Origin of the sequence: Pseudomonas sp. NPDC088444 (genome assembly GCF_044900175.1) — a bacterium.
Classification (GTDB): Bacteria; Pseudomonadota; Gammaproteobacteria; order Pseudomonadales; family Pseudomonadaceae; genus Aquipseudomonas.
Genome location: NZ_JBJDNK010000001.1, coordinates 745860 through 770931, shown reverse-complemented (window position 1 = coordinate 770931; position 25072 = coordinate 745860). Strand labels below are relative to the sequence as shown.

General features: G+C 62.0%; 12 protein-coding genes. 2 read left to right on the top strand and 10 right to left on the bottom strand.

Annotated elements, in window-relative coordinates:
- Window positions 1-176: 176 nt before the first annotated feature.
- From ACI2KB_RS03700 to mnmC, 7 genes are all read right to left on the bottom strand, one after another.
- Entirely contained in the window at window positions 177-1364 is a 1188-nt protein-coding gene (locus tag ACI2KB_RS03700) for an osmoprotectant NAGGN system M42 family peptidase (protein ID WP_404631470.1), read from the bottom strand.
- Between the two features lie 140 nt (window positions 1365-1504).
- A complete protein-coding gene (gene ngg, locus ACI2KB_RS03695) occupies window positions 1505-3253 on the bottom strand; it encodes an N-acetylglutaminylglutamine synthetase (RefSeq protein ID WP_404631469.1) in 1749 nt (582 codons plus the stop codon).
- 3 nt (window positions 3254-3256) lie between these two features.
- Window positions 3257-5029: an N-acetylglutaminylglutamine amidotransferase gene (locus tag ACI2KB_RS03690; protein WP_404631468.1), complete on the bottom strand. Its 1773-nt coding sequence runs from the start codon at window positions 5027-5029 to the stop codon at window positions 3257-3259.
- 355 nt (window positions 5030-5384) lie between these two features.
- A complete protein-coding gene (locus ACI2KB_RS03685) occupies window positions 5385-6470 on the bottom strand; it encodes a lipocalin-like domain-containing protein (RefSeq protein WP_404631466.1) in 1086 nt (361 codons plus the stop codon).
- A complete protein-coding gene (locus ACI2KB_RS03680) occupies window positions 6460-8940 on the bottom strand; it encodes an ABC transporter permease (protein WP_404631464.1) in 2481 nt (826 codons plus the stop codon). The genes ACI2KB_RS03685 and ACI2KB_RS03680 overlap by 11 nt, the downstream gene beginning before the upstream one ends.
- Window positions 8940-9608 (bottom strand): ABC transporter ATP-binding protein, encoded by a 669-nt coding sequence (locus ACI2KB_RS03675; RefSeq protein ID WP_404631462.1) that lies wholly within the window; start codon window positions 9606-9608, stop codon window positions 8940-8942. The genes ACI2KB_RS03680 and ACI2KB_RS03675 overlap by 1 nt, the downstream gene beginning before the upstream one ends.
- Before the next feature lie 330 nt (window positions 9609-9938).
- Window positions 9939-11915 (bottom strand): bifunctional tRNA (5-methylaminomethyl-2-thiouridine)(34)-methyltransferase MnmD/FAD-dependent 5-carboxymethylaminomethyl-2-thiouridine(34) oxidoreductase MnmC, encoded by a 1977-nt coding sequence (gene mnmC, locus ACI2KB_RS03670; protein ID WP_404631460.1) that lies wholly within the window; start codon window positions 11913-11915, stop codon window positions 9939-9941.
- 167 nt (window positions 11916-12082) lie between these two features.
- Here mnmC and pap point away from each other — a divergent pair, with 167 nt between their 5' ends.
- Window positions 12083-13582: a polyphosphate:AMP phosphotransferase gene (pap, locus tag ACI2KB_RS03665; RefSeq protein WP_404631458.1), complete on the top strand. Its 1500-nt coding sequence runs from the start codon at window positions 12083-12085 to the stop codon at window positions 13580-13582.
- A gap of 231 nt (window positions 13583-13813) precedes the next feature.
- Here pap and ACI2KB_RS03660 read toward each other — a convergent pair whose 3' ends face one another.
- The 3 genes from ACI2KB_RS03660 to ACI2KB_RS03650 form a co-directional block, all read right to left on the bottom strand.
- Entirely contained in the window at window positions 13814-15157 is a 1344-nt protein-coding gene (locus tag ACI2KB_RS03660) for an HlyD family type I secretion periplasmic adaptor subunit (RefSeq protein WP_404631456.1), read from the bottom strand.
- Window positions 15158-15169: 12 nt separating this feature from the next.
- Window positions 15170-17317: a type I secretion system permease/ATPase gene (locus ACI2KB_RS03655; RefSeq protein ID WP_404631739.1), complete on the bottom strand. Its 2148-nt coding sequence runs from the start codon at window positions 17315-17317 to the stop codon at window positions 15170-15172.
- 105 nt (window positions 17318-17422) lie between these two features.
- On the bottom strand, window positions 17423-18778 hold the full coding sequence (locus ACI2KB_RS03650; RefSeq protein ID WP_404631454.1) for a TolC family outer membrane protein: 1356 nt from the start codon (window positions 18776-18778) through the stop codon (window positions 17423-17425).
- A gap of 419 nt (window positions 18779-19197) precedes the next feature.
- Here ACI2KB_RS03650 and ACI2KB_RS03645 point away from each other — a divergent pair, with 419 nt between their 5' ends.
- Complete coding sequence (locus ACI2KB_RS03645) at window positions 19198-24936, top strand: retention module-containing protein (RefSeq protein WP_404631452.1); 5739 nt, start codon at window positions 19198-19200, stop codon at window positions 24934-24936.
- The last annotated feature ends 136 nt before the right edge of the window (window positions 24937-25072 follow it).

Below are 25072 nucleotides of genomic sequence, written 5' to 3'. Positions count from 1 at the left end.
TCGATGTTGACTGACCCGCCGCCTTCGCCACCAAGGCGGCTCCCACAGTGATGCGTGTCGAAACATGGATTTGTGCCTGGCGCCGATTCTGTGGGAGCCGGCTTGCTGGCGAATGCGGCGGGTCAGTCAACATAGAATCTCCCACAAGAGAAGTTTCATGTACGGACGGGAAGTGCCTACCGCTGGCCCACCAACGTATCCACCGCAGGCACCCGCGTATCGGTTTCCATCTGCGCGTCGTGTTCCAACTGGTGGCTGAAGTTCTCCAGCGAGGCATTCGCCGGTTTCGCATCGCTGGCGAACACGGGCGGGCTGAGGATGTAGGCCGACAGCAAACGGCTCAAGGCGCTGAGGCTGTCGATGTGGGTACGCTCGTAGCCGTGCGTCGCATCGCAACCGAAGGCCAGCAGAGCGGTACGGGTGTCGTAGCCTGCGGTAATCGCTGAGTGGGCATCGCTGTAGTAATAGCGAAACAGGTCGCGACGCACGGACAGTTCGTGCTCATTGCCCAATCGCAACAGGTGCCGTGACAGGTGATAGTCATACGGGCCGCCAGAGTCTTGCATGGCTACGCTGACTGCGTGTTCGCTGGAATGCTGGCCCGGTGCGACGGGCGCAATGTCGATGCCAACGAATTCGCTGACGTCCCACGGCAAACTGCCCGCCGCGCCGCTGCCGATTTCCTCGGTGATGGTGAACAGCGGATGACAGTCGATGGGCGGTTCGGCGCCGCTGTCGACGATCGCCTTGAGGGCCGCGAGCAAAGCCGCCACGCCAGCCTTGTCGTCCAGATGACGGGCGCTGATGTGGCCGCTTTCGGTGAATTCGGGCAGCGGATCGAAGGCCACGAAATCACCGATATTGATCCCCAGCGACTCGCAATCGGCGCGAGTGGCGCAATAGGCGTCCAGCCGCAGTTCGACGTGATCCCAACTGATGGGCAGGGTGTCGACCGCGGTATTGAACGCATGCCCCGACGCCATCAACGGCAGCACACTGCCGCGAATCACGCCGCTGTCGGTGAACACGCTGACGCGGCTGCCTTCGGCGAAACGACTCGACCAGCAGCCTACCGCCGAGAGGCCCAGACGGCCGTTGTCTTTGACCTCACGCACGCTGGCGCCGATGGTGTCCAGGTGCGCGGAAACGGCACGGTCGGGGCTATTCTGTTTGCCTTTCAAGGTCGCGCGAATCGTGCCGCGACGGGTCAGTTCAAAGGGAATGCCCAGCTCTTCCAGACGCTCAGCGACGTAGCGCACGATGGTGTCGGTAAAGCCTGTGGGGCTGGGGATCGCGAGCATTTCCAGCAGGACTTTCTGCAGGTAATTCAGATCCGGTTCAGGGATTTTGGGTGCAGTGGTCATGGGAGGCTCCTCATTTCAACAGTACACATCACCCCCTTGTAGGAGTGAGCTTGCTCGCGATTGCTGGGTGCCAGCGATACATCTGTTGGCTAATACAACGCAATCGCGAGCAAGCTCACTCCTACAGGGATAATGTGTGCCTAGCCGTGAGCGGGCAGGCTAAGGGGAAACAACAGATCGACAAAACGTTCGGCAGTCGGTTGTGGCTCATGGTTGGCCAGTCCGCAGCGTTCGTTGGCTTCGATGAACACGTATTCCGGCTGGTCGGCAGCAGGCACCATCAGGTCCAGCCCGACGACGGGGATGTCGAGGGCGCGGGCGGCGCGGATGGCGGCGTCTTTCAACACCGGGTGCAGAATCGCGGTCACGTCTTCCAGACAACCGCCAGTGTGCAGGTTGGCCGTGCGACGCACCGCCAGACACTCCCCCGAAGGCAATACGCTGTCGAAGGTAAACCCTGCGTCTTCGACCGTGCGACGGGTCTCATCGTCCATCGGGATTTTGCTCTCGCCCCCGGTAGCGGCGGCACGTCGACGGCTCTGCGCTTCGATCAGCTGGCCCACGGTGTGCCGACCATCGCCGCGAATCTCTGCCGGACGTCGAATGGCCGCCGCGACCACATCAAAACCGATGACGACGATGCGCAGATCGAGCCCTTCGTGAAAACTTTCCAACAGCACCCGCGAATCGAACTGACGAGCACGCTCGACCGCCGCCTGAACGTCCTCGATGGTGCGCAGATCGACCGCCACGCCTTGGCCCTGCTCGCCATCCACCGGCTTGACCACCACGCGTTCGTGCTCGTCCAGAAATGCCAGATTGTCATCGCCGTTGCCTGCCAGTTGCTGAACCGGCAAATGAAGTCCGGCGGCTTTGAGCACCTTGTTGGTCAGGCGCTTGTCCTGGCACAGCGTCATGCTGACCGCGGTGGTCAGGTCGCTTAGAGATTCGCGGCAACGAATGCGGCGACCGCCGTGAATGAGGGTGAACAGGCCTGCTTCGGCGTCATCGACCTGTACGTCAATGCCGCGACGATGGGCTTCCTCGACGATGATCCGCGCGTAGGGATTGAAGTCCGCCTGCGGGCCGGGGCCGAGAAACAGCCGCTCGTTGATGCCGTTCTTGCGCTTGATGGCGAAGGTCGGCAGGTTGCGAAAACCCAACTTGTTATAAAGGTTTTTCGCCTGTTGGTTGTCGTGCAGCACGGAGAGGTCCAGGTAGCCCAAACCCCGGCTTTGAAAATGCTCGACCAAATGGCGCACCAGCACTTCGCCCACGCCGGGGCGGGTGCATTGCGGGTCCACCGCCAGGCACCACAGGCTGCTTCCGTTTTCCGGGTCATTGAATGCTTTCTGATGATTGAGGCCCATGACGCTGCCGATCACCGCATTGCTGCTCTCATCCTCGGCAATCCAGTACACCGGACCGCCCTGATGACGCGGGGTCAGTAGGGTGGGGTCGATGGGCAACATGCCGCGGGCGATGTACAGATGGTTGATCGCCTCCCAGTCCGCCTGGCTCTGCGCGCGACGGATGCGAAAGCCACGAAACACACGCTGGGACGGGCGATAGTCGGTGAACCACAGACGCAAAGTGTCTGACGGATCGAGGAACAACTGCTGGGGCGCCTGCGCCAGGACCTGCTGCGGGGCGGCTACGTACAGCGCGATGTCGCGCTCGCCGGGTTTCTCGTTGAGCAGATCGTTGGCCAGCGCGGCCGGGTCAGGGTAGGTGTGACCGATCAGCAGTCGGCCCCAGCCGCAGTGCAGCGCCAGCGGCGCATCGTCCGGCGTGCTGCCGTCTTCGGCGAAGCGCGCCTGCAAGCGCTCATAAGACGGCGCCTGGCCGCGCAGCAGACGCTGGTTGTATATCGAAGCATTGGCTTTCATCGGTCACAGTCCTTGTTCGCTGAGCCACAGGTTCAGGGCCGCGAGCTGCCACAGCTTGGAGCCACGCAGCGGGGTCAATTGACCGTCGGGGTTGGTCAACAGCTTGTCGAGCGCGGCGGGATTGAACAGGCCGCGATCCTGGCTGGGATCGATCAGCAGATCGCGTACCCAGTTCAGTGTGTCGCCTTCGAGGTGCTTCAAACCGGGTACCGGGAAGTAGCCCTTTTTGCGGTCGATGACTTGCGATGGAATCACCAGACGCGCCGCTTCCTTGAGCACTTGTTTACCGCCATCCGGCAACTTGAAGCGCGCCGGTACGCGAGCGGACAGCTCGACGAGGCGGTAATCGAGAAACGGCGTACGCGCTTCCAGGCCCCAGGCCATGGTCATGTTGTCGACGCGTTTGACCGGGTCGTCTACCAACATCACCGTGCTGTCCAGACGCAGCGCTTTGTCGACACCGGCCTCAGCGCCCGGCGTGGCAAAATGTTCGCGCACGAAGTCACCGGCAGCGTCATTGGCGGTCAGCCATTTAGGCGCCACGGTGTCGGCGTATTCCTGATAACTGCGGTCGAAAAACGCATCGCGATACGCCGCATACGGGTCGCTGGCGCCATCAACTTGTGGATACCAGTGATACCCGGCGAACAGCTCGTCCGCGCCCTGACCGCTTTGCACCACTTTGCAGTGCTTGGCCACTTCGCGGGACAGCAGGTAGAAAGCGATGCAGTCGTGGCTGACCATCGGCTCGCTCATGGCGCGAAACGCAGCAGGCAACTGCTCGATGATTTCGCTTTCCTTGATACGCAATTGATGATGGTTCGTGCCGTAATGCTTGGCGATGAGGTCCGAATACTGGAACTCGTCACCACGCTCGCCACCGGCGTCCTGAAAGCCGATGGAGAAAGTCGACAGGTCTTTCACGCCGACCTCGCGCAGCAGGCCGACGAGCATGCTGGAATCGACGCCACCCGAGAGCAATACGCCGACATCGACAGCGGCGCGTTGACGAATGGCCACGGCTTCGCGGGTGCTGTCGAGCACGCGGTCGCGCCAGTCTTCGAGGGTCAGATGCTGCTCATCGGCACGAGGGCCGTATGGCAGCGTCCACCAGACCTTCTGCTCGACCTCGCCATCAGCGCTCACACGCATCCAGGTGGCAGGCGGAATTTTCTCGACGCCTGCCAGCAAGGTGCGCGGGGCCGGGACCACGGCGTGGAAATTCAAATAGTGGTTCAGCGCCACCGGGTCGAGCATCGGGCTGATGTCGCCGCCTTTGAGCAGGGCGGGCAGGGTCGAGGCGAAGCGCAGACGCTTTTCGGTGAGCGACAGGTACAGCGGCTTGACGCCCAGACGGTCGCGGGCAATGAACAGGCTTTTGTTGTCGCGCTCCCAGATGGCGAAGGCGAACATGCCGTTCAGTTTAGGCAGCAGGTCGGCGCCCCAGGCGTGATAGCCCTTGAGCAGCACCTCGGTGTCACCGCCGGAATGGAATTGATAACCGAGGCTTTCCAGTTCGGCGCGCAATTCCGGAAAGTTATAAATCGCGCCGTTGAAGGCCAGCGACAGGCCCAGGTGGCTGTCAATCATGGGCTGCGCCGAACCGTCGGACAGGTCCATGATTTTCAAGCGCCGATGGCCAAGGGCAACCGGCCCCTGACTATGGAAGCCCCAGGCATCCGGGCCGCGAGGGGCCAGATGATGGGTGATGCGTTCTACTGCGGCGAGGTCCGCAGGTTGGTTGTCGAAACGTAACTCTCCAGCTAATCCGCACATAAGTCCTTACCGGTTTTCCGTTGGGGAATGTGGCCGGGGAAGTCCGGCTACCCAAAGACTGACCGGTGGGGGATGTGAGAGTTTTAGAACTAAAAGTTATAAATGCGATCGCTTGAGTAGCTCGCGCATCTCTGTAGCAGCATGGCTTGCCGGTGATTGCAGTGTCGGCTTATGCGTATCAGGTGCTCCGCATTCGCCAGCAAGCCGGCTCCCACAGGTTCAGCGTCGTACACACGATGTGGTATTCGGCACGGTCCTTGTGGGAGCCGCCTTGGTGGCGAATGCGGTGGGTCAGCAGCCATGGACCCCTACGTCCTGCGGGCAGAAGCAGGGTTGGCGGGGTTTGCGTGATGGGCTAGTACCCCGTCATCTCCAGATACCCCACACCTTGCTGGCTCCCGCTGATCTGCACCGGCCCCTCCCAATACGGAATCTGCAAATCCATCCACGCCAGCGGATTGAGCGCTTCAACCGAGACGTTCACGCCCTTGCCGGGGATTTTCACTGTCCAGCGGGTAGGCATGTCACGGCCGTCGACCTCGGTGGTGTCTTCTGGCGTCAGCTCGATGTCGCGGGCGGCAAGCAACTCAGTGCTGCCATCGGCGTTAATCCACGTGCCCGTCAGATAAGGCTCGCCATCCTTCTGTCGCATGCGATAGAGCATCACGTCCGCTCCGTCTTTGAGGTGCAGCGAGAACCAGTCCCAGCCGGTCTGGTTTTCCGTCAGCGGCTGGCTGCTCCATTCCCGGTCCAGCCACGCAGGGCCTGAAACCTGGTACGCCTTGCCATCGATCTCGATACTGCCGTCAGCCTGAAAGAACGGCTGGCTGTAGTAATACGACGCCTGGCCTTGCTCGGATTTCTGGCTGAATCCCTGTTTGCCTTGCAGCACCAACGGCTTGCTCGATGTCAGGTGCAGGCTGTAGTTGAACTGAGGGCCACGGGCGTGCAATTGCATGTCGGTCAGCGGGTTTTCGACGCTGGCATGGCTGCCTAACACCCAGTCATCGATCCACGCCGTGAACGGGGCGAGGGTGACACCGGCCTGACCCACGCCGCCTCGGGCGTAACGTTCGGCAGCGTAATGTTCGTCGGCGGAGGTCACCGCCGCATGGCCCATCCACAGGTTGCGGTTGCTCCAGCCGTGGTTGTCTTCGGGGGCGGACGCAGAGCGGGGCAGGGCATTGCGAAACAGCGTCCACTGCACGCCGAACGACTGGCCGTCGGCGTCCTTGAGGTTGGCGGTGACGTACCACCACTCAATGCGGAAATCGTTGTGCGCGCCATGATCCCTTGGAAACATCAGCGGGGTGCCTGGCGTGACCTGCGCGTAGCTTGCAGCATCGTCGGCCAGGCCTGCGAAGCCTTTCTCCTCTTCAGGCTTGTCGCAAGCGCTCAGCAACAGCGTCATCAAAACCAGAACCAGCGCCTTAGCGTTCATTGGCAAAGGTCCTCAATAAATCGGCAGGGCGGGTGCGATACAGCCGATACAACGGCCAGGCCGACGCCAACAACGTGGCCAGCATTGCCAGCAACATCAAACGCAACAACTGCAGCGGGAACACCTGTGTGGGCAGCCGCCAACCAAACGCCTGCACGTTGATCACCGCATCCAGACACCACGCCAGCAGCAAGCCCAGAGGGATTGCCAGCACCAGCGTCAGCACCGCCAACAGCCAGGTTTGCGCCAGGTTCAGCAGCATCAACTGCCTGCGCGTGACCCCCAACGCCCACAGCGGCGCCAGTTGCCCCAGACGGCTCTGACTTTGCGTCAACAGGCTGATGAACAGCGCCACGCCCGCCACCATCAACGTCAGGCTGTTGAGCGCGGCGGTCGCGGCAAAGGTGCGTTCGAACACTTGTCGCGACCAGGCCTTGAGCTGGATCTGGTCGACGATGCGGTTGTCGTCGATGGTGAATTTGTTGTGCAACACCCGCAGCAATTGCGGGATGGCGCGGGTGTCGATGCGCAGGTTGAAGCGGTTCGGCGCCAGATCCGGCCAGTGCTCCAGCAGGTGATTGGCGTTGACCAGCATGTGGCCCTTGGGATTGCCGTAATCGGCGTAGATGCCCACTACACGCAAACGCCAGTCGCCATCCGGGGCGGGTAACGTCACTTCATCGCCGACGCTGACGTCGAGGCGTCGTGCCAACTGCTCGCTGAGCATCAGCGTGTCGTCCTTGGCCAATTGGCCCCAAGCGTCGTCTCCTGACGATTCGAGCAGTGGCCAGTGCTGGCGATAATGCGGATGATCGATCACCCCATACAGCTCGGCGGGCCAGCCGTGCAGTTGCAGCGAGACTTGCCAGTTGGGCAGCACGGCAGACGTCAGCGGCTGTTCACTCAGCCATTTTTGCAAGGGCGCGGCCTGCGCGGCGTTCTGCGGGTTGATGTACAGCTCGGCACTCAGGCGTTGTTCCAGCCAATGCGTGAAGGTCTGACGGAAACCCGAGGTCATGCTGCCCGCGCCGATGTTCGCCGCCATCGCCAGTAACAGGGCCATCAGCGCCAGACTCAGCGCCGGTAACTGCTGACGACAGTCCGCAAGAAACCACTGGCCCAGCACCGAGCGGCTGTGGCCCAGCAAGGCATTGAGCAAGGCATTGAGCAGCACCGGCAGGCCCAGTGCAGCGCTGAGCAACAGGCTGGCCATCAGCACGAAGCCCATCGTCAGGCTGTTGCCGAACAGTGCGGCGAGCAGGGCGACGGCGGCGGAAACCCCGGCGATCCAGCCCTGGCGCTTCAGCCAGCGTGCGTGAGTGTCGTGCCAGGCTTGTTCGTTGGCCAGTGCCAGCAACGGCAGGCGCGCGGCGCGCAACAGACTGCTGGCCCCGGCGAGAAAGGCGCCGAGCAAGGCGACGCCAAGACCGCTCAGCCACCAGCCGATGCTCAGGTTCAGATGTCCGGCCACTTCCGCGCCATACAGGCCACGCAAGCTGGCGGCCACATCCGGCAACAAGATGCTCGCCAGCCAGTAACCGCTGACGACCCCGGCGATTCCGCCGAGCAAGGCCAGCACGCCCAGTTCGACGATCAGGCTCGTGATCAGCCCACGCGCACTGACGCCACAGGCCCGCAGGTTGCGCAGCAATCCACGTCGCTGCTCCAGCGCCAGCCCAATCGCAGCGTGAACGATGAACAGGCCCACCACGAACGACAGGAAGCCCAACGCATCGAGGTTCAGGTGAAAGCTTTCGGTCAGGCGCCCCAGGTCGTTGTCTTCGCCGCTCTTGCGAATCACCAGTTCGCCTTTCATGTCGTCGGGCAGGGGCGGCGGGTCTTCGGCGAAATCCTTGGGCAGGATCATGCGCGAGATCTGGTCGGGCTGATTGAGAATTCGCTGGGCAAAGCCGATGTCCACCAGCAGCAGACCGGGGGCCATGTCAGCCTGTGCGCGCAAGGGTGGCAGGGCCTGGCCAGCATCGGTTTGCGGCTGCTCGCCTTCATGCAGGCCGAGAGCTTGCATCGTCTGCGGCGAGATCCAGGTGCTGCCTGGCGGGGTGAAAAATTGCACGAGCTGTTCGGTGTTCAGTGTCTGCCCGGCCAACGCGGTGTTGGCGGGCAGGGTCACCGGCTCGATACCGAGCATGATCAGACGCTGATCGGGACGGTCCGCCAACGTCACCCGGCCGCGCAGCGCAGGCGAGACGGGCCAGCCCGCACGGCGCAGGCTGACGAACAGTTCTTGCGAATAATTGGCACCGTTCGGCGCCACCAGCACTTTCTGTGGCTCACCGCCGATCAACTGGCTGGCCTTGGCGTAGCTTTCCCGCGCCTGACTGTTCAGGGCCTGCACGCCCGTCAGCAGGCTGGTGGCCAGCCACAGGCCGGTCAGCACGCTGAAAAATTGCACCGGGTGGCGCCGCCAGTGGCTGAGCAGGGCTTTGAGTGTCCAGAAAAAGACCGGCATCAGCGTTCGCCTTCAGTCGCCAGACGGCCCAGGTGCAACACCGCCTGGCGGTCCAGACGCGCCGCGATCCGGGGGCTGTGAGTGACCATCAGCAGGCTGGTGGGGCTGTCTGCCAACAGGTCGAGCAAGAGTTGCAGCACTTCATCGCTGGTGTTTTCGTCGAGGTTGCCGGTGGGCTCGTCTGCCAGCAAAAGACCGGGACGAGAGGCGAGCGCGCGTCCGATAGCGACCCGTTGTTGCTGGCCGCCGGAGAGTTGTTCGGGGTAGCGCTTGAGTAAGGCGCCCAGGCCCAGGCGATGGACCAGTTCGGCCTGCCACTCAGGGTCGAAGCGCCCGGCGAGGCGCGCTTGAAAGGCGAGGTTATCCTCGACCTTGAGGCTGCCGATCAGGTTGAACTGCTGAAACACCAGACCGATTGCCGTACGCCGCCAGTTGGCCAGTTGTGCCTCGGTCATGGTGTCCAGACGCTGCCCGGCGATCTCGATGGTGCCTGCGTCCACTTGATCCAGCCCGGCCACCAGATGCAGCAGCGTGCTCTTGCCGCTCCCGGATTCGCCCATCAGCGCCAGGCTTTCGCCTTGGCCCAATTGCACATCCACCCCCTGTAATACCGCCAGCGGGCCTTGGGCCGTCGCATAGCTCTTGAACACGCCTTGGACTTGCAGCATCGACATGCACCTGAAAGGAGGATGGGGGGGGAGGATACCGGGTTGTCCGGGAGAGTTGTACGGTCTGCATCCTCCGCGACATCTTGGCCATGCGCATCTCTGCTTCTGCCGAGCGATCTGCCGCGTAGCGGCAGTAAACCCTACCAATGCGGTGTGCCTGAAACGACGCGGGCGTTTGGTTGTACTGCCGCTACGCGGCAGATCGCTTGCAAGCAAGGCTCCTACGGGCTGCGCCCAGAATCAAAAGCCGCCCCCGGTTTGCGTCAGGCCAGTGATCAGGATCAAAATCCCTCCCCGGATTCAGTCGGGCTCAGTGCCAGCATCAAGCACTCACTTCCCACGAATCAACTGCCGCAGCACAAACCGGTTCGGGTGACAGGCCTCGGCCACGCTTCTGGGCAGCGGCAGCGGTTCGTTATCCAGCCACGCTGCGATCAATTCGCCCGACAACGGCGCGGTGATTAGCCCGCGTGAGCCGTGACCGCTGTTGACGTACAGACCGTCCAGCCACGGGCAGGGGAGGTCGGGCACTTGCCGGGCGTCTTTGCGCAGGATCGCGTAAGTCTCCGAAAACGCCTCACGATCCGCCAACGGCCCAACGATAGGCAGGTAGTCCGGGCTGGTGCAGCGAAAGGCGGCGCGGCCTTCGAGCTGTTCGACAGGCACCTGATCGGCTTGCAAACGCTCGGTCAGGTCCTGGGAGATTTCCCGCAGTAAGTCCAGGTTGCCCAAGTGCTCGGCAGTGGTGGGCGTCAGGTCGTCGCTGTTGAATTCGAAACTGGCACCCAAGGTGTGTTCGCCCAGACGACCCGGCGCAACGTAGCCCTCTGCACAGACCACGGTGCTCAACGATTGACTGGCCTGAGTTTCAGCCAGCCGGGTGATCTGCCCGCGAATGCGCTTGAGCGGCAATTCGGCGCTGGCCGGAAAGCGTTTGACCTCTGCCGCCCCGGCCAGAATCACGACAGGCGCTGAGTCGATCAATTGCTCGCCATCCCATGCTTGCCATACATCGCCTTCGCGCCGCAGTTCGACCACATCGGTGTGCGGCATCAGGCGAATGTTCGATGCACTCGCTTGATGTCGGCACAACGCAGGCGGGTGCACCCAGCCGCCTTCGGGGTAAAAAAGCCCGCCGCTGTTCAGCGTGACACCTGCTCTGCGCTCAGCTTCAGACCGATCCAGCACATGCAGCAACGCCGGGGAAAACGCCCCCGCCAGTTGCGCCTGCCGCTCGCGCTCCTTGTCATCGAAGGCCAGTTGCAGCACGCCGCAATCGCCCCAATCGACACCTCGTTCCAGCCGCTCCAGCAGCCGACGGGTGTGGCCGAAACCGCTGAGGATCAACTGCGACAGCGCGGTGCCGTGGGCCGACAGTTTGAGGTACAGCACGCCCTGCGGATTGCCCGACGCCTCCTGCGCCACAGCGTCATGACGCTCCAGCAAGCTGACCTGCCAACCACGAGCGGCGAGACTCGCGGCTGTCGCACAACCCGCCAGCCCTGCGCCGATGACCAGCGCCTTGCGCGTCGTATTCGCCAGGCGAGGTCGCGCAAACCACGGCTTCATTGGGGCCGGGGCAGGCGTCTCTTCAGGCCAGCCAATGAACGCCCCTCTCAACACCTCCCACTTGTGGCCGATCCCCGGCACGCGCTTCATCTTGAACCCCGCCGCATTCAGCGCGCGACGCACCCAGCCGGTGCTGGTGAACGTGCCGATGGTCGAACCGGGCGCGGCCAGGCGAGCCAGTTCAGCGAACAGTTCCGGGGTCCACATTTCCGGGTTTTTCGAAGGGGCGAAACCGTCGAGAAACCACGCATCGATCTGCCCGTCCAGTTGCGGCAGCATCTCCAGCGCATCGCCGATCATCAGCGTCAGCGTGACCCGGCCGCCATCGAACATCAGCCGCTGAAAGCCTTCGTGAATCGCCACGTATTGCGTGAGCAGTTGATCGGCCAATGCCTTCAGCTCCGGCCACAGGCTCAAGGCCCGTTCAAGATCGGCGTAGCTCAGAGGAAACTTCTCGACGCTGACGAATTGCAGCCGCGCGCCGGGTGTCGCGCAGGCTTCGAACAACTGCCAGGCGCAGAGAAAATTCAGCCCGGTGCCAAAGCCGGTTTCGCCGATGATCAAACGCCCGTCCGCAGGCAGCGCCGTAAAGCGTGCCTCAAGGTCGTTCTGGGTCAGGAACACATGGCGCGTCTCGGCCAGCCCCGATTCGTTGGAAAAGTAGACGTCGGCAAAGGCCCGGGAAATCGGGTTGCCGTTTTCGTCCCAGTCGAGCTGGGCGTGCTGGATGGTGGTCATGATCGAACGATGCAAGGCGCTGTGGCAGGTGCGAGGCCGCCATCTTAACGCAGCGCCCGTGCCGAGTTGCAGCGCATCGATTGATCCATGGCAGGGATTCGTTGTCATAGCCCACATTGCCCTCATCGATCCGCTAGTCTTGAGCGATAAGTCCCAGGGAGTTGTACATGTTCGAATCCGCTGAAATCGGCCACGCCATCGACGACAAAACCTACGACGCTGCGGTCCCCGCACTGCGCGAAGCCTTGCTCGAAGCCCAATACGAGCTGCACCAGCAAGGCAAACGCCAGATCATCGTGCTGATCAATGGTATCGAAGGCGCGGGCAAGGGCGAGACGGTCAAACTGCTCAACGACTGGATGGACCCGCGCTTTATCGAGGTGCGCACTTTCGATCAGCAAACCGATGAAGAACTGGCCCATCCGCCTGTCTGGCGCTACTGGCGACAACTCCCGCCCAAGGGCAGGATCGGCGTGTTTTTTGGCAACTGGTACAGCCAGATGATTCAGGGGCGGGTGCACAAGCAGTTCAAGGACCCGGTGCTGGACCAGGCCATCAACGCTGCCGAGCGATTGGAAAAGATGCTGGTCGACGAGGGCGCGGTGATCTTCAAATTCTGGTTTCACCTGTCCAAAAAACAGATGAAGCTGCGCCTCAAGACCCTCAAGGACGACCCGCTGCACAGTTGGCGCATCAGCCCGCTGGACTGGCAGCAATCGCGGACTTACGACAAGTTCGTGCGCTTTGGTGAGCGCGTACTGCGCCGCACCAGCCGCGACTATGCGCCGTGGCATGTGATCGAAGGCGTGGACCCCAACTACCGCAGCCTCACGGTTGGCCGTCTGCTGCTGGAGGGTTTGCAGAATGCCCTCACGACCCCGGAAGGCAATGGCAACCTGGTCAACATCGGGCCGTTACCGAGCAACACCGATGAACTGAGCCTGCTCGATAATCTGGACATGACCCTGTCGCTGGAAAAGGACGATTACGAAGAACAGTTGATTGCCCAGCAGGCGAGGTTGTCCGGGCTGATGCGCGACAAGCGCATGCGTCGTCATGCGTTGGTGGCGGTGTTCGAAGGCAATGACGCGGCGGGCAAGGGTGGGGCGATCAAGCGCGTGGCGGGGGCGCTCGATCCTCGGCAGTACCACATCGTGCCGATTGCGGCGCCCAGTCAGGATGAACTGGCGCAACCGTACTTGTGGCGCTTCTGGCGGCAGATCCCGGCGCGGGGCAAATTCACCGTGTTCGATCGTTCGTGGTATGGCCGGGTATTGGTGGAGCGGGTCGAGGGTTTTTGTTCCGAGGCGGACTGGCTGCGGGCCTATGGCGAGATCAACGACTTTGAAGAGCAGCTCACCGACGCGGGCGTGGTGGTGGTGAAGTTCTGGCTGGCCATTGATGACAAGACTCAACTGGAACGCTTCAAGGCCCGGGAAAAGATCCCTTTCAAGCGCTACAAGATCACCGATGATGACTGGCGCAATCGCAGCAAATGGCCGCAATACCGCGAGGCGGTGGGCGACATGGTCGATCGCACCAGCACCGAAATCGCCCCATGGACGCTGGTGGAAGCCAACGACAAGCGCTGGGCGCGGGTGAAGGTGCTGCGCACGATCAACGATGCGTTGCAGGCAGCGTTTGAGAAGGGGGACAAGAAGAAGTAGCGACTGAGCACTTTCTCTCCAGGAGGCGAGTGTGTTGCCTGACCCACCGCCTTCGCCACCAAAGCGGCCCCCACAGATTGATCGTCTAACACAAGATTTGGATTCGGCACGATCTTTGTGGGAGCCGCCTTGGTGGCGAAAGCGGCGTGCCATTCAACATTCATGTGGCTGACCCCCGCGCAGTCGTCAGCAAAACCGGCTCCCACAGGGGGCTATCATCAATCCGGGATTTTATCTTTCCCGCAGCGCCTCGGTCCGCGCCTTGAGTACCGGCTTGAGCAGGTAGTCCATCACGCTTTTCTCACCCGTAATAATGTCCACCGTCGCCACCATCCCCGGAATGATCAACAACGGTTTCTCATCGCTGCCCAGGTGGTTTTTGTCGGTGCGCACCTGAATCAAATAGAAGGTGTTGCCCTTGTCATCGGTGGTGGTGTCCGCGCCGATCAGTTCCAGTTTCGCGGGCAGCCCGCCGTAGATGGTGTAGTCGTAGGCACTGAACTTGACCATGGCTTTTTGGCCTGGGTGCAAAAATGCCACGTCCTGCGGGCGAACTTTGGCCTCGATCAGCAGGTTGTCGTCCAACGGCACGATTTCCACCATGTCGCTGCCGGGCTGAACCACGCCGCCGATGGTGTTGACCTTGAGTGTCTTGACGATCCCTTTGACCGGTGAGGTGACAGTAGTGCGTGTTACGCGGTCGTCGATGGCGATGCTGGTGGCACTGGCCTTGGCCAGATCGGCGCGTTTGTCGTTGAGGTCCTTCGCGGCATCCGAGCGGAAGCTGTCGAGGGATTCCTGGATCTTGCTCTTGATCTCGCTGATCGCCGCTTCGGCACGCGGAATGGCCAACGCCGTCGCGTCCATCTGGCCCCGTGCTTCAGACGCTTTACCCTTTAGGCGAATGATCTCCACCGGGGACACTGCACCACTGTTCACCAGCGGCGCCGACATGCTCAGCTCCTGCTGAATGAAGCCCAGTTGATTGCGGTACTGATCCTGCTTGGAGCGGAACTCGGCGACTTCCTGGGTCTTCTGTCGCAGCTGTTCCTGCAAAGTGCGCTGTTCGCTGGCCAAACGACGCTGACGGGAGTCGTACAGCGCCTGTTCATCGGCGGCCACTTGCGGCGCCTTGCTCAGCACTTCGGCAGAGGGTTTGAAGGGACGGCCTTCGGACTCCGCCGACAGCCGATCCACTTGGGCCATCAAGGTGTATTTGTCGACTTCGCTTTCGCCCTTGTTCGACAGAAAGCGGGTGTCGTCGAGGCGCAGCAGGGTGTCGCCCTTGTTCACGATCTGGCCTTCGCGCACGAAAATCTCGGTGACGATGCCCCCTTCAAGGTTCTGGATCACCTGCACCTTGCTCGACGGAATGGCCTTGCCTTCGCCCATGGTCACTTCCTGCAATACGGCGAATTTGGCCCAGACCAGTGCGCTGATGAGCAACGCGGCAGCGATCCACACCGTGATGCGCGAACCTCGGGACGAGTCCTGTGCCGCAACGCCTGCAACCTCGGGCATGAACTCGGTATCGACCTGACGGCCAGGGTGAAAATAGCGCTGAGCGGAAGTCATGGGAAACGCTCCTTAAACCGTGGCCGGGCCGACGCGGCCCTTGCGCAGTGCTTCGACGACCAGCTCTTTGGGACCGTCGGCGACGACCTTGCCGTTGTCCAGCACGATCAAACGGTCCACCAGGCTGAGCATCGACATGCGATGGGTGACCAGCAGCAGCGTCTTGCCTTGCATGCGGTCAAACAGCTTCATGCGCAAGGCGTCTTCGCTGCTGTTGTCCATGTGGCTGGTGGGCTCGTCCAGCAGCATGATCGGTGGGTCCAGCAGCAGCGCGCGGGCCAGTAATACGGCCTGACGCTGACCGCCGGAAAGCAATTGACCGCGTTCGCCCACGGGGCGATCAAAGCCCAGCGGATGGTTGCGAGCGAGGTCGGTGACCCCCGTCAGTTCCGCGACTTCGAGCATGCGTGAATCGGTGACGTAACGGGCGCCGAGGGTCAGGTTGTCGCGCAGGCTGCCCGCCAGCAATGGCAAGTCATGAGCGACATAGCCCACTTGCTGGCGCAGGTCGGCCACGTCGACCTGACGCAGATCCAGACCGTCCAGCAGCAACTGACCTTCGTCCGGCGCATAGAAGCCCATCATCAAACGCGCCAAGGTGCTTTTGCCCGAACCGCTGCGACCGATGATGCCGATGCGCTCACCCGGTTTGACGCTGATGCTGACTTCATTCAACGCTGCCAAGGTGCCAGGCCCCGCATAAGCGAAGCTGGCTTTGACCACCTCGATGGCGCCCTTCAACTGGGTCTGCTGCAACGGGTGCTTGGCCGGGTCGCGCTCTTGCGGCAGGGCCATCAGCGCATCGGTGCTTTTCATCGTCAGTTGCGCTTGCTGATAGCGGGTGATCAGACCGGCGATCTGCCCCAGCGGCGCGAGCACGCGGCTGCCGAGCATGTAGCAGGCCACCAGCGCGCCCACGCTCAGGTTCCCGGCGATGATGATGTAGACCCCGGCAACGATGGTCGCCATGCCCGAGAACTGTTGAATGAACAGCGTGCCGTTGCTGGCCAGCGCTGAGAGGTCGCGGGCGTGGCTGTCCAGGCGGGTGAGAGCGCCGTGGGTCGATTCCCACTTGTGCTGACGTTCGCTCTCGGCACCGCAGGCTTTCAGGGTTTCCAGCCCGCCGAGGGTTTCCACCAGCAGCGCCTGACGCTCGGCGCCCAGTGCCAGGCTGCGCTCGACGGTGTCGCGCAGGCGCATCTGGATGATCCAGGCGAACAGAATGGTGATCGGAAACGCCACCAGCGGAATCACCACCAGCCAGCCGCCGAGCAGGCCGATCACCGCCAGCATCAGCACGGCGAAAGGCAGGTCGATGATGCTGGTCAGGGTCACCGCGGTGAGAAATTCCCGCAAGCCCTGAAAGTCGTGAATGCTCTGGGCAAACCCGCCGATGGTCGCCGGGCGTGCCTTCATCGCCATGCCGGTGATGCGCTCGAACAGGGTCGCGGACAGGATCACATCGGTCTTTTTCCCGGCCTGATCCAGCAGGTGGGCGCGCACCAGACGCAGGGTCAGCTCGAAACCGGTGCCGATCAGCAGTCCGATGGCCAATACCCACAACGTCGAGGTCGCCTGATTGGGCACCACGCGGTCGTAGGTTTGCATCACGAACAGCGGCACCATCAGGCCCAGCAGGTTGATCAGCAAGCTGGCGAGAATCGCGTCGCTGTACAGCCAGCGCGACAACTTGAGGGTGTCGCGAAACCAGGCATTGACCCGTGGCACCAGCGGCGCACGCAGGTTTTCCAGCTCATGGCGGGGGCGGGCGAACAAGGCTTGGCCGGTGTAGAGCGCGTCCAGTTCGTCACGACCGACGCGTTGCTCGCCGCCATCGGCCTCGCTGGGCAGGATCAGCGCCCGGCCGTCGGCTTCCCAACGCAGCAACACGGCGCAGCGACCGCCCTTGAGCAGCAACAGCACCGGCAGGTTCAGGCCGTCGATGGCATTGAGAGGACGGCGCAGGATTCTGGCCTGCAAACCGGCGCGGGCCGCAGCCCGTGGCAACAGATCGACGCTCAGTGAGTGTTGCGCCAGTGGCAAGCCAGCGCTGAGGCTGGTGCGGCTGGCGCTGCAATCGTGGAGACGGCAGAGGATGAGCAGGCCATCCAGCAGCGGGTCGTCGAAGTTCGAACGTGGGTCAAATGGCGGTAATTCCATGCTGGTCACAGACTTCTCCCAGCGCTCGCGCGCTTGCTACTTCACTTCTTCGCTGCGGTGCCTGACCCGATTTCAGTGGCGCCGCGTACTCCCCGCGGGTGCTGGCTACTTCAACTCCGGCAGACGCGCTTCGCTTTTGACTTCAGTCAAGGCCACAGCGGCGCTCGGCATCACGACATGCGCCTTGCTCAGCAACTCGCCTTCGGTGGCCAGTACACGGTACATCGAGAACTCCTCGGTGTAGCGCAGTTCGGTGTAGCGGCGGGCGGCGTTGTACAGCTCGTTTTCGCTGTCCAGCAGGTCGAGCAGGGTGCGCTGGCCCAGGCCGAACTGGTCCTGATACGCGGCGCGAACCTTGGTGGTGGTCTCCGCGTATTCACGGGCGATTGGCGTCTGGGTACGGGCGTTGTTCATCGCGTTCCAGGCCAGCGACAGGTTCTCGTTGAGCATGCGCAGCGCGTTGTTGCGGATGTCCATGGCCTGGCCGGTCTTGTACGCATCGGAGTTCAGACGGGCCTTGTCGCGGTTGCCGTTGAACAGGTTGTAATTCATCACCACAGCGGCACGCCATTCGTTGTCGTGGCCTTCTTCACCGGCGATGTTGTTGTTCGCACCGACCGCCAGCTCACCGTCGAAACGAGGGTAGAACGGCGCCTTGGCGGTTTCGTATTGCTTCTCGGCGGCGTTGACGTCGGCCTGGGCCGATTTGAGGTAGGGGTTGTTCACCAGCATGCTTTGCCGGGCGTCGCTCAGGCTGGCGGGGACTTCACCCTTGATCGAGGCAGGTGCTTCCAACTCGTCAGGCATCTTGCCCACGGCGCTGAAAAAGTTGGCTTCGGCGTCAGCCAGATCGACCTGGGCGGTGTAGAAGTTGTTTTCGGCCAGCGCGCGACGGGCCTTGGACTGATCGCTGTCAGCGTTACTGCCGATGCCGCGATTGGCGCGCAGGCCGATCTGGTCGTTGATCCGCAGGTGGGCTTGCAGGTTGTTCTTGGCCAGATCCAGCAGTTCGCGGCGCTTGAGCACTTCCAGGTACACCTCGATGGCCCGCAGGGCGAGGCTTTCCGAGGTGCCGCGCAGGTAGTACGCCCGGGAGTTGACCACCGCCTGAGTGCGGCCGACCTCGTTCTGGGTGTTGAAGCCGTCGAACAGCATCTGCCGCAGGCGCAGTTCGGACTGGGTGTAGTTCAGGGTTTCTTCGTTGTGATTGCCGAAGGCCCGTGTGGTGGGGCTGTCAGTGTGCTCGCGCCCGTAGGCGGCGACCAGGTCAACGGTTGGAAGATAGCCTCCCTTGGCGACTTTAACGTCCTCGTCTGCCGACAATCGGTTGTTCACGTTGGCGTGAATTTCCGGGTGATTGTCGATGGTGTTCTGAATCGCCTGATTCAGTGACATGGCTTGAGCCTGGGCGCAGGCAACCGCCAACACAACTGCACTGTAGAGCGGGGTCAAATCGCGCATGGAACTTCTCCCTGGATGTTTATTGTGACCTGCGCCAAAAAACCGGCGAAACGAGCTATGAAGACCGTATCAGGTTTGTAACATCAGAGCTAAGAACAACTTTTGGAAAACCTCAGACGTTTTTTTCATAACGCTTATTCCAAAAAAAACTTATGCCATTTCCGCAAATCAAGCGAATGTTGATTTCAGGAATTGCCTGTATTCAAGGTATTACAGGTGTCTCATGGTTGTTATGGGGGTTTCAACGGAAATTTGACGGCGTTCGATCAAGTGGTTTTTCGAGCAAAAAACTTGAAAAAATTCAGCGACATAAAATTGTCGTTTGATGCCAGCTCCAAACCATTTCTGTGCGCCGATTGAACAGTTTTTGTTGGATTCTTAACATTTTCTGATCCGGTATTTGCAGCAAGGGAGTGGACATGGCCAGATTGATCGGTACGGTTAAGCAGGTGGTGGGCGACGTCTTCGCGGTGGCGAGCAACGGCACCCGACGACTGGTCATCGAAGGGAGCAAGGTGTACGCCGGGGAGCAACTGGAAACGGGACCGACAGGCGCCGTCGCGGTGCATCTGGCCCAGGGGGGAGAACTGACCCTGGGACGCGACAGCAGCATGCCGCTAACCCCGCAGATCCTCGCCAACCACGCCACCCATGTGGACACGCCGGATGCCGTGGCGCCGAGTCAGCAGCAACTGGCTGACGTGCAACAGGTTCAGAAAGCAATTGCCGCAGGCGCCGACCCCAGTCAGATCACCGACGCCCCGGCCGCAGGCAACGCCAATCCAGGCGGCTCGCCCACCGCGCTGGGCGGCGGTCACACCTTCGTGTTACTGACCGAAACCGGCGGTTCGGTGACCCCGGTGATCGGCTTTCCCACGGGGCCCATCAGCCCGACGTTCATCATCCCCGAGCCGGAAATCGGCCTGTTCGTGAATGGCTCACCTGACGCAGCATTGCCGCCCGTCGTGGTGCCGCCTGATGAACCTCCTGTTGTGACGCCTCCGGATGAACCACCACCTCCACCCGTCAATAACGGCGTGACGCTGACCACCACCGGTGTGACCGTCAACGAAGCTAATCTGCCCGATGGCAGCAGCCCCAACCCTGAAGCGCTGACCCAGAGTGGCGTGATCAAGGTCAGTGCGCCGGATGGCCTGCAGACCCTCACCGTCGGTGGCATCGACGTCGTGACCAATGGCACGGCGGCGACCTTCCCGCAGTCGATCACTTTGCCATCGGGCAACACGCTGACGATTGTTGGCTACAACCCGAGCACTGGAGAGGTGTCGTACACCTACACCTTGAGTAATCCCGAAACCCACAATCAGGGCGACGGCACCTCCCTCGACGAGCAGATCGCCGTACATGCGGTGGACAGCGACGGTGACGTGGCCAATGGTTCTGTGAACGTACACGTCCTCGACGACGTGCCCCACGCCAACCCCGACATCGGCTACGTCAAGGAAGGCGGCGAGACCAGCGGCAACATCCTGGCCAACGATACGGCGGGCGCTGATGGTCCGGGCGCAGGCGGTCTGATTGTCGGCGTGCGTGCGGGCAGTGACACATCTACGCCCGTGACCACAGGCGTCGGCACTGTGATTCAGGGCCTCTACGGCACTCTGATTGTCGACGCCAGCGGCAATGCTTCATATGTTGCCAACCCGAATTCGGGTGGCACTGGCGATGCGCAGGACGTGTTCACCTACACCATCCGCGATGCCGATGGCGACACCAGCACCACCACGATCACGGTCAATGTGTTCCACAACGACGGCGTGACGATCGGCGGCAGCGATTGCACGGTCAGCGAGTCGCACCTGCCTTACGGCAGTGACCCCGATGCAGCGGCGTTGACTCAGACCAGTACGGTCAAAATCACTGCGCCGGACGGTCTGCAAACCCTGACCATCGGCGGCATCAACGTGATCGAGAACGGCGTGGCCATCACCAGCCCGCAATCGACCACGCTGCCGTCGGGCAGCACCTTCACGGTCATCAGCTACAACCCGACCACGGGCGAAGTGACCTACAGCTACACCCTCAATGGCGCCGAAACCCACAACCAGGGCGACGGCACCGTGAACGGCGAGCAGATCGCTGTCCACGCTGTGGATAACGACGGCGACACCGCAGATGGCAACATCAACGTGCATGTCACCGACGACGTGCCCCACGCCAACCCCGACATCGGCTACGTCAAAGAAGGCGGCGAGACCAGCGGCAACATCCTGGCCAACGATACGGCGGGCGCTGATGGTCCGGGCGCGGGCGGCCTGATTGTCGGCGTGCGTGCGGGCAGTGACACATCTACGCCCGTGACCACTGGCGTGGGCACTGTGATTCAGGGCCTGTACGGCAACCTGATCGTCGACGCAGACGGCAACGCCTCCTACCATGCCAACCCCAACTCAGGTGGCACCGGCGATGCGCAGGACGTGTTCACCTACACCATTCGCGATGCCGATGGCGATACCAGCACTACCACCGTGACGGTCAACGTCTATCACAACGATGGCGTGACCATTGGTGGCGGTGACTGCACGGTGGACGAGGGCAATCTGCCGGGTGGATCGCATCCGAACCACGATGCCCTGACGCAGACCGGCACCCTCACCATCGGTGCGCCGGACGGCCTGCAGACGCTGACCGTCGGCGGCATCAACGTGATCGAAAATGGCGTGGCGATCACCGGCCCGCAATCGACCACGCTGCCATCGGGCAGCACCCTGACCATCCTCAATTACAACCCCGCCACGGGCGAGGTGACCTACACCTACACGCTCAACAACGCGGAAAATCACAATCAGGGCGATGGCACCTCGCTCAACGACCCGATCCCCGTGCATGCGGTGGACAACGATGGCGACGTGGCCGACGGCACGGTAGTGGTCAAGATCCTCGATGACACGCCACAGGCCCATTGCGACATCGGCAACGTGGCGGCGGGTGGTGAAGTCAGTGGCAACCTTTTACTCAACGACTCGGCCGGCGCGGACGGCGCAGGCCCCAATGGTCTGATCGTCGGCGTGCGAGCCGGTGGCGACACCTCGACGCCGGTCACTAGCGGCTTGAATACGGTGATCACCGGTTTGTACGGCACGCTGATCGTCGACAGTCAGGGCAATGCGACCTACCACAGCAACCCCGAGCTGGTCGGCCCCAACGGTGAGCAGGACGTGTTCACCTACACCATCCGCGATGCCGACGGCGACACCAGCACCACCACGGTGACGGTCAATGTTGCGCCGCCTTGCCCGCCCGTCGCCTGCGATGACCACGACGTCACGGTCAAGGAAAGCGCCCTCGATACTCACCAGGACGGCAAGGACCTGGCGCCCGGCAACGTCACCGGCAGCCATCCGTCTTCGACCCATGAAACCGGCAGCGGCACGGTGGCCGACTCGGCCCATGGCGGCTATGGCGCGCTGACGTTCAGCGTCAACGGCGCCGTCAATGGCACCGCGCAGGGCCAATATGGCCTGCTGCACATGAACGCTGACGGCAGTTACACCTACACACTGACCTCGGCGCCGAAAACCACGCCAGCGGCCAACGACGGACCGAACATCACCCACGACACCTTCACCTACACAGTGACCGATTCCTTGGGGCATTCCTCCACGGCGCAGGTGGTGGTCAACATCGTCGACGATCAGCCGAAAGCCGCCTGTATCGACAAGACCGTGACCAGCGAGGGCGTGAACACCAATTTGATGCTGATCGTCGACAACTCGGCCAGCATGAACCAGCCGTCGGGCGTCAACGGGCTGTCCCGGTTGGGGTTGGAAAAGCAGGCGATCCTCGAACTGCTGAACAAGTACGAAGCCTTGGGTGATGTGCGTGTGCAACTGGTGACATTCAACAGCCAGGCGCACATCGGCAGCAACGAATGGGTCGATGTTGCCACCGCCAAGGCCATGGTCAATGCGCTGCAAGCGGGCAACGGCACCAACTACGACGCGGCGCTGGCGGCGGCTCAACAGGCGTTCGTCGAGAAGGGCGCCATTGCAGGTGCGCAAAACCTTGCGTATTTCTTCTCGGACGGCAATCCGACCGTCTCGCCACAGCATTCCGACCCCGATCATGTGCCGAATCCGGCCCGTGGCGACGGCATCGATGCCGCTGAAGAGCACGCCTGGACCACCTTCCTCGACACGCATCACATCAATGCGATTGCCATTGGTGTGGGCACCGAGGTCAGTAGCACCTACCTGAACCCGGTGGCGTACAACGGCGCCACGGGCAGCAACACCAATGCCATGATCGTGACCGACCTGGGCCAGTTGAACGTGGTACTGAGCGGCACCGTGCAGGGCGGAATTCATGGCAGCCTGCTGGAAGGCGGGACCTTTGGCGCGGATCAGGGCTTCATCAAATCGATCAGCGTCGATGGCACCACGTACACCTACGATCCGAAGGCCAATCAGCATCAGGGCGGCATCGTCAGCAGTGGCGGCGACAACCACGGCAGTTTCAACAGCCAGACCCACACGCTGACCGTGATCGGTGAGCACGGCACCCTGGTGCTCAACATGAACACCGGCGACTACAGCTACACGCCTGCGGTCGGGGTGAGTCATGAGGTCACCGAAAACATCCACTATGTCCTCAGTGACAACGACGGCGACCTGGCGTCGGCCAACCTGAGCGTGCACATCGTGCCGCCTCCGGTCTACGAGGCGCCGATTGCCGTGGCCGACAACGTGATCACCAACCTGAGCGGGTCGAGCATCGTCATACCGGGCGTGGCCCTGGCGGCCAACGACATCGCTGGAAACGGCGGCGCGCTGACGGCTTCACCCACCACGTTCAACACTGGCTGGACCGCCAAGGGCGCTGACTTCACGGCGGGCTCGGCCAAAACCCTCCAGTTCGCCGGAACGCAGGACAAAGCCGTCAATCAACTGAAAAACCTGGACCGCAGCGACTTCTTCAACAACACCGCCACCACGGCGATGCTAGTGATCAGTGGCTATCTCGGTGCGGTCAACGGCTCACCGACCAATGCACAGGACCTTTACAGCGTGCATTTGAAGGCCGGTGAAACCGTCACCGTCGATCACAACCTGACCAACGACGTGCTGGGCATGGCGTGGAAGTTCGAAGACGGTGCCTATCACGGCATTGCCGACGGCGGCACGTTCACCGCGACCGAAGACGGCGTGTACCGGCTGATCGTGGTCAACCAGGCTGATCCCGGCGTCAAAGAGCACTACAACCTGAACCTCACCATCGACTACGCAGCGGTCAACACCACGCCGGATGTCCACAGCACTTACACCGTCACCGACCCTCATGGCGGCAGTAGCACGGCGGCAGTGAACATCGCCCATCAGGACGGTCACACCGTGCTGGGCACGACAGGAAATGACGTACTGGTGGGGGCGGCGGACAGCCATCTGCACGGCGGCGATGGCAACGACGTGCTGGTGGCGGGGCCTGGCACCAACGAACTGTTCGGTGACAACGGCGACGACATGCTGTTCAGCGGTCCGGGCAATGACTTGCTCGACGGTGGCGCGGGCAACAACACCGCGAACTACTCGTTGGCGACGGCGGGAGTGACCGTGAGCACGGCGGAGCTGGGGCCTCAACATACCGGTGGTGCGGGCATCGATACGCTGGTCAATATCCAGAACCTGATCGGCTCGAACTACAACGACCATCTGACCGGTGATCAGGGCAACAATGTACTCAATGGTGGTTTGGGCAATGACGTGCTCAATGGCGGGGCCGGTGACGACATCCTGATCGGCGGACCGGGCAACAACATACTGACCGGCGGCGAGGGGCACGACACCTTCCTTTATCAGGCGGGCAACACGGGTCACGACACCATCACTGACTTCAGCTTTGGCATCGACAAGCTCGACCTGTCGCAACTGCTACAGGGCGAGCATGGTGACGCCAATTCACTGGAAAACTTCCTGCACTTCAGCGTCAGTGGCAGTGGTTCGTCGTTGGTGTCGACCATCGACGTGAGCAGTGTGGCGGGGGGCGCGACCACGCAAACCATCGATCTGGCGGGTGTGAACCTGGCTCAGCAATACGGCGTCGCGACGGGGGCGGGCGGCATGGTTGCGAGCGGGCATGACACCGCGACGATCATCAACGGCATGCTGGCTGATCACTCGCTGAAAACGGATACGGTGTAACCGAAAGGCTTGCGGTGTGCCTTGAACACCGCACCATTTTGTAGCTGTGGCGCGGTTGTGCAGCAAACACGGCCCCCTGTGGGAGCGAATGTATTCGCGAGAGGGCGGTACATCCGACACATCTCTGCCGGATAAA

Excerpts from the sequence above, each read along its gene's own strand:
- ACI2KB_RS03655 (WP_404631739.1), bottom strand. The coding sequence starts at position 17,317 with ATGGAATTACCGCCATTTGACCCACGTTCGAACTTCGACGACCCGCTG.
- ACI2KB_RS03645 (WP_404631452.1), top strand. The coding sequence starts at position 19,198 with ATGGCCAGATTGATCGGTACGGTTAAGCAGGTGGTGGGCGACGTCTTC.
- ACI2KB_RS03650 (WP_404631454.1), bottom strand. The coding sequence starts at position 18,778 with ATGCGCGATTTGACCCCGCTCTACAGTGCAGTTGTGTTGGCGGTTGCC.
- mnmC (WP_404631460.1), bottom strand. The coding sequence starts at position 11,915 with ATGACCACCATCCAGCACGCCCAGCTCGACTGGGACGAAAACGGCAAC.
- ngg (WP_404631469.1), bottom strand. The coding sequence starts at position 3,253 with ATGAAAGCCAATGCTTCGATATACAACCAGCGTCTGCTGCGCGGCCAG.
- pap (WP_404631458.1), top strand. The coding sequence starts at position 12,083 with ATGTTCGAATCCGCTGAAATCGGCCACGCCATCGACGACAAAACCTAC.
- ACI2KB_RS03685 (WP_404631466.1), bottom strand. The coding sequence starts at position 6,470 with ATGAACGCTAAGGCGCTGGTTCTGGTTTTGATGACGCTGTTGCTGAGC.
- ACI2KB_RS03675 (WP_404631462.1), bottom strand. The coding sequence starts at position 9,608 with ATGCTGCAAGTCCAAGGCGTGTTCAAGAGCTATGCGACGGCCCAAGGC.
- ACI2KB_RS03660 (WP_404631456.1), bottom strand. The coding sequence starts at position 15,157 with ATGACTTCCGCTCAGCGCTATTTTCACCCTGGCCGTCAGGTCGATACC.
- ACI2KB_RS03690 (WP_404631468.1), bottom strand. The coding sequence starts at position 5,029 with ATGTGCGGATTAGCTGGAGAGTTACGTTTCGACAACCAACCTGCGGAC.
- ACI2KB_RS03700 (WP_404631470.1), bottom strand. The coding sequence starts at position 1,364 with ATGACCACTGCACCCAAAATCCCTGAACCGGATCTGAATTACCTGCAG.
- ACI2KB_RS03680 (WP_404631464.1), bottom strand. The coding sequence starts at position 8,940 with ATGCCGGTCTTTTTCTGGACACTCAAAGCCCTGCTCAGCCACTGGCGG.